General features: G+C 48.2%; 10 protein-coding genes and 1 pseudogene. 5 read left to right on the forward strand and 6 right to left on the reverse strand.

The genetic code is table 11. The features are described from left to right. The 5 genes from BLR34_RS15870 to BLR34_RS15890 form a co-directional block, all read left to right on the forward strand. On the forward strand, nucleotides 1-335 hold a 335-nt coding region (locus BLR34_RS15870; protein ID WP_176765360.1), incomplete at its 5' end, for a transposase. A 684-nt stretch (nucleotides 336-1,019) separates the two neighbouring features. Next, nucleotides 1,020-2,351 carry a sulfatase gene (locus tag BLR34_RS15875; protein WP_092704802.1) on the forward strand — a complete coding sequence of 444 codons (1,332 nt, stop codon included), beginning with the start codon at nucleotides 1,020-1,022 and terminating at the stop codon, nucleotides 2,349-2,351. Nucleotides 2,352-2,454: 103 nt separating this feature from the next. After that, the gene (locus tag BLR34_RS15880) at nucleotides 2,455-3,477 is read left to right on the forward strand and encodes an NAD-dependent epimerase/dehydratase family protein (protein WP_092704804.1); all 1,023 of its coding nucleotides are present in this window, start codon (nucleotides 2,455-2,457) and stop codon (nucleotides 3,475-3,477) included. Beyond that, on the forward strand, nucleotides 3,474-4,493 hold the full coding sequence (locus tag BLR34_RS15885; protein WP_092704806.1) for an NAD-dependent epimerase/dehydratase family protein: 1,020 nt from the start codon (nucleotides 3,474-3,476) through the stop codon (nucleotides 4,491-4,493). The genes BLR34_RS15880 and BLR34_RS15885 overlap by 4 nt, the downstream gene beginning before the upstream one ends. Before the next feature lie 11 nt (nucleotides 4,494-4,504). Further along, nucleotides 4,505-5,749 carry a glycosyltransferase family 4 protein gene (locus BLR34_RS15890; RefSeq protein WP_092704808.1) on the forward strand — a complete coding sequence of 415 codons (1,245 nt, stop codon included), beginning with the start codon at nucleotides 4,505-4,507 and terminating at the stop codon, nucleotides 5,747-5,749. On the opposite strand, the gene BLR34_RS15895 is transcribed toward BLR34_RS15890, so the two are convergent. From BLR34_RS15895 to BLR34_RS15920, 6 genes and pseudogenes are all read right to left on the reverse strand, one after another. Further along, nucleotides 5,743-6,546: a methionyl-tRNA formyltransferase gene (locus BLR34_RS15895; RefSeq protein ID WP_092704811.1), complete on the reverse strand. Its 804-nt coding sequence runs from the start codon at nucleotides 6,544-6,546 to the stop codon at nucleotides 5,743-5,745. The two genes, BLR34_RS15890 and BLR34_RS15895, sit on opposite strands and share 7 nt — an antisense overlap. Beyond that, nucleotides 6,539-7,384, reverse strand: coding sequence for a polysaccharide deacetylase family protein (locus BLR34_RS15900; RefSeq protein ID WP_092704813.1), 846 nt, complete (start codon nucleotides 7,382-7,384; stop codon nucleotides 6,539-6,541). Before BLR34_RS15900 ends, BLR34_RS15895 begins: the two co-directional genes overlap by 8 nt. Nucleotides 7,385-7,417: 33 nt before the next feature. Continuing rightward, a complete protein-coding gene (locus BLR34_RS15905) occupies nucleotides 7,418-7,948 on the reverse strand; it encodes an NUDIX domain-containing protein (protein ID WP_092704815.1) in 531 nt (176 codons plus the stop codon). Between the two features lie 11 nt (nucleotides 7,949-7,959). Then, entirely contained in the window at nucleotides 7,960-9,315 is a 1,356-nt protein-coding gene (locus BLR34_RS15910) for a glycosyltransferase family 2 protein (RefSeq protein ID WP_092704818.1), read from the reverse strand. A 350-nt stretch (nucleotides 9,316-9,665) separates the two neighbouring features. Beyond that, nucleotides 9,666-10,993: pseudogene (locus tag BLR34_RS15915) on the reverse strand (IS4 family transposase). 343 nt (nucleotides 10,994-11,336) lie between these two features. Further along, nucleotides 11,337-11,672: transposase (locus tag BLR34_RS15920; protein ID WP_143414197.1), on the reverse strand; the 336-nt coding region annotated here is incomplete at its 5' end.

The raw sequence follows: 11,672 nt of genomic DNA on the forward strand, positions 1-11,672 counted from the left end.
CTGATGAATCGACGATTCGACTCCTGCTTGCTGACCGCAAAGAGGAGTCGCTGACGGTCTACACTGACGGCTTTCGAGCGTACGAGCCACTCGACGAGGACGACGCATTCGACCGCCAGTACGTCGTCCACGGCGAGGGTGAATACGCTGATGGCGACATGCATGTCAACACGTGCGAGAGCCACGCGTCGCTGGCGCGACGGTGGCTCTCGCCCCATCGAGGAATCTCCAAAGACAAACTCACACCCTACCTCAGAGCGTTACAGCTTCGAAAACGCGTCCGTCGCAAACCCGGCGATGAAGCGCTCAAAACCATCCTTGAAACTGCGCTATGATGCTACCAACAATCCTCTACCCATGAGCGTTACCACGAAGATACGCCGATTGAACGTCGTATCCTCACTGTCCTCATCTACCACGGCGAATTGTCCGTTTCGACGGATTGAATTATTTGTCGATGTCTGTCACGTCGCTACCCACTGGTATCATCGTATGAAGCACCTGTTTGAACCCGATCGTGACCGGCGGGAGATAGCCGTGGTTGATGAAATCAAACTGGAGATTGAGGCCGAAGAGATCTACGGTGGGCTGCTGTTGCTATAGATGCCTTCGAAGTGCTGCATATGAGGTCTCTCCCGTCCGGTCCACCCTCAATGCATTCCTGTTTCTCAAAAAACGGTGCAATATTGCCGCGAGCAGTCGGAGATTCTATCTGACCGCGGTCTCCAGTACGACTAACTCTTGAAATCTTCCATTATGAAGGGAAACGAGAAACGTGGGGTGATCACTCGCTCATCGAAGTATGGTTCGGTGTGCTGAAGTCCACCACGCTGTTCACCTACCGTTTTCCCTAACAAGAGCTGAGAATAAACAGAAAGCAGGCTCACAACCCACGCTGTACTCCGCAACACTTTGATCGAAAATTAACACCCCTCCCGGATGACAATCTGAGATTCTTTTATCCGAGGTCTCTAATCATTATCAAATGATATATGGTACGCGATGAAAAAGACTGCATAATGACCAAGAATTCCCTCTTAATTACGATTGATTCGGTTCGGTTAGATGTCTTAAGCGACGATTCTTTCCCAATAATATCGACTCTCCGTGACAATGGAGACGACTTTGGAAAAACGTTCGCCACGGGGCCGGGAACAACGCCATCTTTCCCCGCCATGTTAACTGGAACGATGCCACTCTCTTATGGCGGACTGGGGCCGCTGACAGAGGAGCGTCCATTGCTCAGTCATCGTCAAAGGCAGGCAGGATACACCACCGGCGGTTTCCAGTGTAACCCATTTCTTTCTCGCCATTTTAATTATGACGTGGGGTTTGAGAGGTTCGAAGATTATCAGAACCCACTCATGGGAATTGCAACTAAAGTATTCCCGAGAGGCGTCGAAATCAACAATCCCAAACTAAGGCGAATCGATGAAACACTCCATATCACTGATTTCATAAAGAAAACGTACCAGCTCATCAAAGGCAAGCCTCGACCATACGTAAGTGCTGACGTCATCACTAACGACGCAATCGATTGGCTTGCTGAGACGGAAAGCCCATTTTTCGGTTGGGTTCACTACATGGACGTTCACCATCCGTGCTTTCCGCCCGAAACGTATCGGAAACAGTATGGCGTAGCCGATGTTACCCAGACAGAGGTTTCAGAGTGGTATTCCGATTTGCTCCGAAATCCTGAAACACTCACAGAGGAGGAGATACACAAACTCAAGCAACTCTACAAAGCAGCAATTGATTATACACTCGAACAAATCGCGCGGATCATTACCCACTTGAAAGAGTCCGGTCGTTACGAGGAGACACTGATAATTCTCACATCAGATCACGGGGAACTCTTCGGCGAATTTGATCAGTACGGCAAACCCGAGCGGATGTACGATGAATTGCTTCGTGTTCCACTAATCGTTTCAAATGGACCACCGTATCTAGAAGAAGCTACCGACCAGTTGGTGAGTCTCTTGGACATTCCGCCCCTCATACACGATACACTTAATCTCGAAATTCCGAGCGGATACGAAGGACAGATCCCAGGAAAAGACGCACCACGGAAGTATATTATGGCCGAACATGAGGTTGAAGGTGATATTATCGTCGGTGCCAGGTCCGAAGAGTGGCTTTACGAAGGGGATGAAATCCATAACGAACACCGGTTATTCGATTTACGCAAGGGAAAATTCGAACAGGTATCCGTTTCTGAACATCCTGAAGCAGAAGAGGTTAAGTCTGCTGTCCTCGATCGGCTAGACACACTTGACGTGGATGCCCATGATTTCGTTGATGCAGTAGACAACGATGTCGAATCGCGATTAGAAAATCTCGGTTATCTATGAATCCATGAAACATCACATCTATCCTCTAACCGTGGTCTAGTAATAATTTACCAAGCTAAAATAGAAAGCTTATTGGTGTGATAGAATTCCATTCTCAGTAGTGATGAAACTGAATTGGAATAATAAGAGTGTTCTAGTGACTGGTGGAGCTGGATTCATCGGTTCGTTCCTGACGGAGCGGCTCGTTGACCTCGGAGCAAATGTCACTGTCGCAGACGATTTCTCTCGAGGAGACATCGAGAAAATCAACCACCTGCGCGACGAAATCGAGTTTCGTGCAGTTGATCTCACAACCCACAAGAACTGTGTGGAGATCACAGAAGGGGTAGATTATGTATTCCATCTTGCGGCGAGCGTTGGTGGGATCCACTATATCCAGAGGGAGAATGTAGGTGGCCTTACCCCTTCTGTACTAATGAACCAGCATATGCTGGAGGCTGCTAGGATTAATGATATTAAACGCTTCCTGTTCGCCTCCAGTGCCTGCATTTATCGACAACAACACGACGACCTCAATCGCTTCAGTGAAGACCAGGCCATTCCTGCCAATCCTCACAGTACGTACGGCTGGGCAAAGGTGCTCGGCGAGGTTGCCTGCCAAGCGTACTACGACGACTGTGACATCAAGACCAGTTCGGTCCGAATCTTTAATTGCTACGGCCCGCGAGAGAGTCTCGATCCCGGTGACAGCCATGTCATCCCTTCCCTCTGCCGTAAAGTGATCGAAGAACCTGATGGAGGTTCCATCGAACTGTTCGGTGACGGAACCCAGGAACGAGGGTTTATTTACGTAACAGACCTCGTCGAAGGGATGCTCCACGCCATCGAAAAGAAGACAGATGGCGAACCAATTAACCTCGGAAACGGAAAGGAAGTCGTCACAATCAACGAACTTGCCGAAACGATAATCGATATCAGTGGGAAGGATCTAACAATCGACCATGACCTCTCCAAGCCGACAGGGACAGACAAGTATGCCTGCGACATGACGAAGATGAAAAAAGAACTCGAATGGGAACCCAGTACACCGCTAGAGGAGGGACTCCAACAGGTGTACGAGTGGGCCAAAGAAGAGCTCGAAAGAACTAAACAACCCGCAGTAGCTGACGGAGGTGCTGACGAATGACTTCTTGGAAGAACGAGAACGTTCTAGTGACCGGCGGGGCATCGTTTATTGGGAGCCATCTGGTTGAGGAACTGGTGGATGCTGGTGCGAACGTTCGTGTAGCCGATGACTTCTCAAGCGGCGAGCACGAGAACCTTCGCGCCGTAGAGGAGGAAATCGAAGTCCTCGACGGGAATCTCAAGCACTGGACGTTTGCGGACAAGGCGACAGAGAAGATGGACACCGTCTTTCACCTGGCTGCCGACCACGGCGGCCGTGGTTACATCGCCAACTATCCCGCAAACTGTGCCACAAACATGGCACTGGACAATATCGTCTATGAGGCGGCCGTCAAGAACGGTGTGGACCGCATCACCTTCGCCTCCAGTGCCTGTACGTATCCAACCGATATCCAGCAAGAAAAACGGCGACTCCGAGAGGATATGGTGAGCTTCGATGAACGTGGTGGTGCCTATGCGGACGAAGTGTATGGCTGGGCTAAACTCATGGGAGAGAGATCATTGCAGGCCTACGAGGAGCAGTACGATATCGACGCCAGCATGGTTCGGATTTTCACGGCCTATGGTCCCCGCGAAAACGAAACGCATGCCATCGTCGCCCTGATGGCCAAGGCGTACGCCGAACAGGACCCCTACCAGATTTGGGGCGATGGCGAGCAGACACGAAACTTCACCTACGTGAAGGACATCACCCGCGCTCTCCGCCTCGCTGCAGAGAATATCACTGACGCTACGCCGGTCAATGCGGGGATCAGCCAATATATCACCATCAACGAAGTCGCTGAACAGATCTTCGAACATCTCGACTGGTACCCGGATAATATCAACCACATGACCGACAAGCCCGTTGGCGTACGCCACCGTGCTGCTGACACCTCGCGCGCCGAGGAACTTCTGGGCTGGGAACCCCAGTACACGTTAGAGGAAGGTATCAGTGAAACCCTGGACTGGTATGTGAATAACCGGGGTAAAGAATACGTTCAAGAAAATCTCGAAACCTTGCTTCACGAGCGCTAACTAGAGATTCTATGGGAGAGACTGACAAAGAGTTTGTCCTCGTTACGGAGTATTTTCATCCCGACACCGCATCAACTGGGCAACTGATGACGGATCTCGCAGTCGGATTGGAAGAGCGGGGACTCGACATGACAGTTTATACGGGTCAGCCGAACTATCATAGCGGGGAGAACAAAAAACAACCCAGAGTCAGTACCCATGAAGGTGTTCTCATTAAACGGATTCAGGCACCCCAAGTTCGACAATCGGGACTTCCGCGACGACTGTTCAACTGGACCGTTTTCACAGCGTGGATGTTTTTCACTTTACTCTTCAGTCGGTCAGACCAGGAGCGAGAGATTATTTTCGTTTCGAATCCACCGTTTCTTCCGATTGCCATGTGGTTAGTGTGTAGAATACGAGGATGGGAATACACCTATATCGTGTACGACGTCTATCCGGAGATGGCTATTGCGCCGGGCCATATCAACGAAGGTGGTGTCGTCGACAAACTGTGGTCCAGACTCCACAAGTCAGTATTCCTGAGGGCAAAACACATCGTGGCCCTTGGGCCAACAATGAAGGATTTAATAATAAATAAGTCTGGAGAGCAAATCGATGAGTCGAAAATTCAAATTATTCATAACTGGGAGGACCCGGATTTCATCAAACCTCGAGAGAAAGAAGACAATTGGTTTTCCCAAGAACACGGTTTAGTTGAGCCATTTACGATTCTTTATTCAGGCAATATCGGCGACAATCATGATTTGGAGACAGTTGTACGAGCTGCTGCCGAACTCAGTGAAGAAAATGTGGAATTCGTCATTATTGGCGAAGGAGATAAAAAAGATGAGATTGTAGATCTTGCCTCTCAACTTGATATCATCGGTACCTCAATTAAATTTCTGCCGTACCAGGATTTTGAAGACCTCCCATATTCGCTTACGAGTGGTGATGTCTCGATTGTTTCAGTCAGTGAAGGTATGAAAGGAGTATGTGTGTCGAGTAAATTATATACATCATTTGCAGCAGGCCAACCTGTCTTAGTAATCTCCCATCCCGAAGATGATGAAGCAAGAATTGTCAGTAAGTTTGATGCTGGTGTTCAAGTAACGCAAAATGACATACAAGGGATTGTAGCTGCTGTGGAAGAATGGATAGAAAATCCAAAACTAGTGGAGAAACAGGGTGCTAACGCGAGGAAAGCATTCGAGACACGCTTCACTAAGCAAAATTCTATAAATGAGTATTTCGCTCTATTGCTAGGAGATCAATAGAAGGTATTTCCACGGGACAAAAACTTAGAAACGTCCTCACGTTCCGGCATTGAGTAGTACTCTCCTTCTTCAGGATCTACTGAGCGGGAATTCACTGAATCATTTTTTATATCTCTCAAGGCACTTAACAGGGTATCTGATCCCAATTGCGCAACCCGAGTATTCAAGGAGTGTAACGAGTCTGACTCACGAATTTCTAACGGTTGTTGTGTAATGAGATCCCCCGAATCAATTTCTTCAGTCATATAATGAACAGTAATCCCCGTCTTCTCTTCCTCATTGAGCAGTGCCCAAAAGCTAGGGGAAACACCACGATATTCCGGAAGTAGAGAAGAATGGATATTTATTGCGCCTTTTGTGGGTATAGAAAGCAATTTAGACTCAAACTTTTGGGTTGCCGCTACTGAAACAAGCACGTCAGGATTTTTTTGTGCTACGTGATCAGTATGTGAGTTCGCATTCACATCAGTTACGTGTCGATAGTCGATACCATTGCGTAGTGCGAGAGTCTTCGGCGAATATGCAGCTCCTCTTCGGAGAACTCGATTGAGTCTATCAATCGCTGCATACTTCCCATAAAACATAAGATGTTTAGCGAATACCCGAGGTCCAAATACCCGCAGAAGATCGTACAAGAAAGAGGGCATATTTTGTGTTCCCAATGAGGGGGAAACAGTAGTAATTCCTGATATATTAATATCGTTAGCTTCCACAACATCATGCAAGAACTTTGGTATATAATAATACTCGTCAACGGTGACAATGTACACACCAACAGAATTCGAATCGTTAGACATCGAATGACTCCTCCAAAGTTGAGTGTAACTCGGAAACTAATTCAAACGTGTATCCCTGATCTTGTAGTTCTTGAATGAAGCGACGGAAGATACTGAAACCAGCCTCCTGTCGGCGGGAATATACTAACTGATAGGCTTTCGGCAGCTTCGAAAAAGCATGAGGAGTAACAAAGTCATGCATATGCATATCAAAAATAACCACAGTCGGAGGATTTTGGTATAATATTTTTTCGAAAAGTCTTCCCACGAGTTTTAAATACGATAGAGATACAGGAATTCGAATACTGGATGAGTAGACAGTAAACGGAATCTCGATTATATTTGAATTCATATCCCGGAAGGGCGTAAGCGATTCTCCTGTGTTATTGAACCGACCGGGACGCCAAGACGGAAAAAGACTAGCGCTGAAAGGGATACCGTGTTCCGAAAGGACCGAATAATCACCGGGATCGGCGGCCCCATCCGGAAATCGAAAGCCGATATTATCGTTGTTAAATCTGCTTCGAATTCGCGTAACACTTTCCTGAATTTCATATTCGACATCCGCTTTATCGCGTGAAGGGTGAGTATGGGAGTGCGCATGGAATTCAACAGGTACGCCAGCATCTTCTAACCCCTCAACTGCACGGGGAGACCTCTCCAGCAATTCCGTCTGCAAGAAACAAGAAAGTGGGACGTCATACTGCTCCAGAATTGAGGCTAATTTAGGTGTTTCTCGGGCTGCTTCGTAGGTATTCTCTTGAATTGCCGTCCCGTAATCACACTCTAAATCAAGGGTCAAAAAAACCTGTTTATCGATCGGCCATTCATCTAGAAGAACCCGAGAAGTGCCAACCATTCTACTGAATTTGATTGCTTGATATAATTATAGCTATTGATTTAAGCCGGTTGATTGATTGCTTTCAACGGCTTGCTGGAAAATCGGTAAGTATCCAGATTCAATTTGCAAGTCTTGGGAGTCATAGGGATCAAAAAAACAGACATCAAGTGCATCTGAGCCAGCAAGAGGTAAACCATCGGTCAAATCGTATCTAGTCTTATAAATAAGTACTAGAACATTGTGATTTCCAGAATTGCTTACAAAATGGGTTGTGAATAATTCTATGTCGGATTTTGAGATAGAGAGGTTTGTTTCTTCCCTCAACTCTCGAACTGCTGCTTCCTTTGGATTCTCATCAACCTCAAGATATCCTGCAGGTAGACTCCATGCCCCTACTGCCGGTGGTTTACCACGCTTTACAACCAAGACCTTGTTCCCATCAACTACAAGAACACCAGCACAAGGCTTTGGATTTCGATAAATAGTTCTCTCACAACTAATGCAATAGTACCGTCTGCGACCTTCAATCTCTCTTTGTTTTAATGCCGTACCGCAGTGAGGGCAATACTGTATTTCGGACATCTGAAGATGACCTATTCAGATAAATGCTGCTGCAATGAATGCAGAATGATAGCAGTGAAGCAACCCAATAATCCCGTCAGTCCAAAAAACACGGAGATAATTGCTAGTCCGAGTGGAAATGTCCCGGTAGAAATGTAGTTCGAAAATGTCCAGTACCCGAATCCAAGACCACAAAACACGGTCACGAAGCCCGGGACACCCATCGCCGTTATTGGCCGTTCCTGCTCGATAGTTTTTAAAATATTACTTACTAGTATAACGCCATGTGAAACTGGGTTTAGACTGCTCGTATTCTCAAGTTCATATTCGATAGTAGTCCCGACTTCCCGAACATGATAGTCGTTTTTGTGAGCATGATAGAGAATATCAGTGCTAGCACTCATTCTGTCGCCGATACTCTCATCCTCAGCTAAACTCTGGATAGCTTGTTTGTTGTAAGCTCGGAACCCACTCTGAGTGTCATTGATCCAAGACTTTGGCCTGAGAACTCCGAAACTTAAGTTTGTCAGAAGATTTACTACAAATAACCCGAAGTGGCGATAGAGAGGTGCATCCGTCGATCCATCACTGGTGTACCGGCTACCGATTATGATTTCGCTAGCAGTACTGTTCTGCTCGCTCACAAGCTGTGGAATATCTGATGCGTCGTGTTGCCCGTCACCATCAAGAATGACTAGATGGTCGGAATCGCTCTTGGCTGCTTCCTCAAACGCAGTCTTTAGTGCAGCACCGTACCCTTGGTTGTGCTCATGTTCAATTACCGTGGCTCCTGCCTCAGCAGCCACCTCAGAAGTTTGATCAGAGCTTCCATCATCGATGACAACTACTTCGTCAGCATACGGGTTCGCCTCCCTGACTACCGTATCAATCGTTGCTTCCTCATTATACGCCGGGATTGCAACGAGAACATGCGGATCAGAATCAACATCTGGTCTTGTCGGTGGATCAATAACGTATTCATCAAAGGAATATATCGAGTCGGTGATCGCCTCAAAATCAATGCGGTCAGCCGGGTCAGCTTGCCAGATGAGGCTTGGAAATCCAGATAATCGTGCTAGTTCATTTAGCGCATCTTTAGGATTCTCAGCATGCGAATGACCAGCGAGATCAACCACCTCTACTTGAAGCTGGCGAGCAAAAGAAACCGGTTCTATTCCAGGATTTTCATTATGGGCAACAACTACCGGGAAGTCTTGACGGTTCGCCCGTAAAATAGCACCAGCGACCTCGTCTGCGTTAGTGTCGTGAGTAACGTAGAGTCCGATGATCGGTGAATCGGTTACTTCTGTTTTTATTTGAATTTTCGATTTGTCACGGTCCCTCTCAGCCTCGGATATCGCATCCTCTTGTGTGGTTTCTGATGACATTTTATCCCACCTCCACTATGAACTGCTACCAATTACGTTTCTGAACGACACGGTTAGCAACTGTATACCATAGAGGTGATGTATCTGAATTTGTTTTGCCACCTTCCCCATTGAAAGCGTGATATTCCCCACTCGTATACCACCGCGTTTGAGATATAGCGTTTTTCAGGTCCCCCCTGTTAGATATCTGTCTAATCAAGTCTAGATAGTTCCTAATCACGAAAGTACTTAGTTTTTCTTCTTACCGACGCGTAACAGCATTAAACGGGTCTACTCGATTGTTGGGAGATCTCCCCTTCTAAACCACCTCAACTACAATGTTGAGAAGGTGTAAAATCATTCGTTCTAGTTTAGTGGCGGTCAAAGGCGAACTCACCTGATTCAACCTCTTCCCGTAACCGTTCCCTGTGTGGGTTTGGATTCCGTGATTCCCACAGCAACAACTCGTCGAGATCCGGCAGTTCGTAGCCCAACTCCACATCAGGTACAACTGGATCAGATGTGCATGCCGTTCAACCGCCAGCGAACCACGACGAGGAGGAAGCCGCGACGCCGACTCGTCGGCGTCCGCGGCGTCAGCTCGCTGAGCGTCCAGCTTGTGGAGTTCATCCACAATCTCGCGGCTGATCATTAGCGAAATTGCCGCCATGATGATCAGCGCCTCGATGATGTACGGTTTGGTCGTGTTAATCTCGTCGAGTCCGAACCGCGATTTCAGCTCTTTGAACAGGAGCTCCACCTCCCACCGCGCCCGATAGAGCTGTGCGATATCGGGCGCGGAGTACTCCTTACGCGGCAGATTCGTGAAGTAGAGATGGTACTCGTCTTCGTCTTCGTTGAGCAGCCCAACCAACCTGAACTGGCGTGTTGCGGTGGCTGAAGAACCACGTTTGCGGTCGAACTCCAACTCAACGAGAACGTCGATTTCCTGTCGCTGAAGATTGTCGAGGACGGCCTTCAGCGACTTCCCTTCGAGCGTGATACTGTTCCCTCGCCACGTCCGTAATTCTTCGACGACCTTCGGGTTAGCATTGGACTTCACGCGAGAGACGAACCAGCCGTTATTGGCGTCAATACGGTCGAACAGCCAGAAATCGTAGAAACCCAGATCGAAGAGGATGAGGGCGTCAGCTACCCACTCGCCGGTGGGTAGCTGACTCCGTTCATGAGTTGCTCCATCGGTCGTTCGGAATCGCGTTGGAAGACCAGATGAGAGCGATTCGGTCAGATGCAACTTCAGTCCGGCTTGATCGTCACCGGTTGCTCTGTAGACATCCTTGGCGTCTTGATAGAGTGAGATGAACGTTGCGTCAACAATGAGAACGTCTCGAAAGTGTTCGAGACGGCCTCTGAGTTCGTTTCTGCCGGGGTCGAGATCCTCGATGGCGTCATCGAGGATCTCTCGGAGGAGTGCAACGAGTGTCGGTGAGAACCACTCGTGGAAGGAGGCGTAAGAGAGTGAATTGCAGTCAGCCATTTCGACGTAGCGTTCAAGAAACGCCTGAAGAGATCGATCTGACCCAGCAGCAAATCCAAACGAGAGCGTGTAGAACAGTGCGACGAAGTCGAATTTCCGTTCACGCTCCGTCATTGCGCGACCGCGGTCGCGCAATTCATCGGAGGGAAACGCTCTTTGGATTCGCTCAACTACTACCGAATCCGGTGGTGAGTATGCCATAACTTCCACCGGGTTTCTCACAGCAGTAGTACCAACGATATCTAATCAGCAGACGGTGGTGAATTTTCGCACTAAACTAGAACGGATGGGTGTAAAATCTGAAACGCAGATCACCGACGGGAAATCACATTGAGGTAGCGTAATGTACTATTCAGGCTTATTCTACCACCGAATGGAGAAAGTTGTCAAGTTACCTTTTGTGGTGATAGATCAGTTCTTATAGTTTCAGCTATTTTAGATTGATCTCACCTGTCATGGCAAAGTAGCAGTGGTTGGAACGAAACTCTACGTCGGAATTCATATATTCCCTCTGTTATTTAATATGAGCGTGTCATAGAATCGTTCACAGGGTTTTGAGCTTCGTTCGCCCGGGATTGTCTCCCTGTTCGTAGTTGGTGACTGCGACGATCACACGGAGACAAAGCGCCACGAACACCTGTGTTCGTGCGTGGACGCGGCCTCGGGCGAGGACGTGCCCGAGGCCGCAATCCTTGCAGGCTTCGTTTGTTCGTTCCACCTGCGTCCGGTGTTCGTACGTCTCGTCGAGCACTGACTGCTTGAGGCTGATGTCTTCAGCGTGTTCGTCGATGCGATCTTCGACCCTGTAATCGATGTCCAGCGGGTCGTCCGTATTGCGTGGATTGTACGGTGCAATCGGCACGACTCCCTGCGCCAGCAG

The organism is Halovenus aranensis (genome assembly GCF_900100385.1).
GTDB classification, from domain to species: domain Archaea; phylum Halobacteriota; class Halobacteria; order Halobacteriales; family Haloarculaceae; genus Halovenus; species Halovenus aranensis.

Excerpts from the sequence above, each read along its gene's own strand:
- BLR34_RS15875 (WP_092704802.1), top strand. The coding sequence starts at position 1,020 with ATGACCAAGAATTCCCTCTTAATTACGATTGATTCGGTTCGGTTAGAT.
- BLR34_RS15880 (WP_092704804.1), top strand. The coding sequence starts at position 2,455 with ATGAAACTGAATTGGAATAATAAGAGTGTTCTAGTGACTGGTGGAGCT.
- BLR34_RS15885 (WP_092704806.1), top strand. The coding sequence starts at position 3,474 with ATGACTTCTTGGAAGAACGAGAACGTTCTAGTGACCGGCGGGGCATCG.
- BLR34_RS15890 (WP_092704808.1), top strand. The coding sequence starts at position 4,505 with ATGGGAGAGACTGACAAAGAGTTTGTCCTCGTTACGGAGTATTTTCAT.
- BLR34_RS15895 (WP_092704811.1), bottom strand. The coding sequence starts at position 6,546 with ATGTCTAACGATTCGAATTCTGTTGGTGTGTACATTGTCACCGTTGAC.
- BLR34_RS15900 (WP_092704813.1), bottom strand. The coding sequence starts at position 7,384 with ATGGTTGGCACTTCTCGGGTTCTTCTAGATGAATGGCCGATCGATAAA.
- BLR34_RS15905 (WP_092704815.1), bottom strand. The coding sequence starts at position 7,948 with ATGTCCGAAATACAGTATTGCCCTCACTGCGGTACGGCATTAAAACAA.
- BLR34_RS15910 (WP_092704818.1), bottom strand. The coding sequence starts at position 9,315 with ATGTCATCAGAAACCACACAAGAGGATGCGATATCCGAGGCTGAGAGG.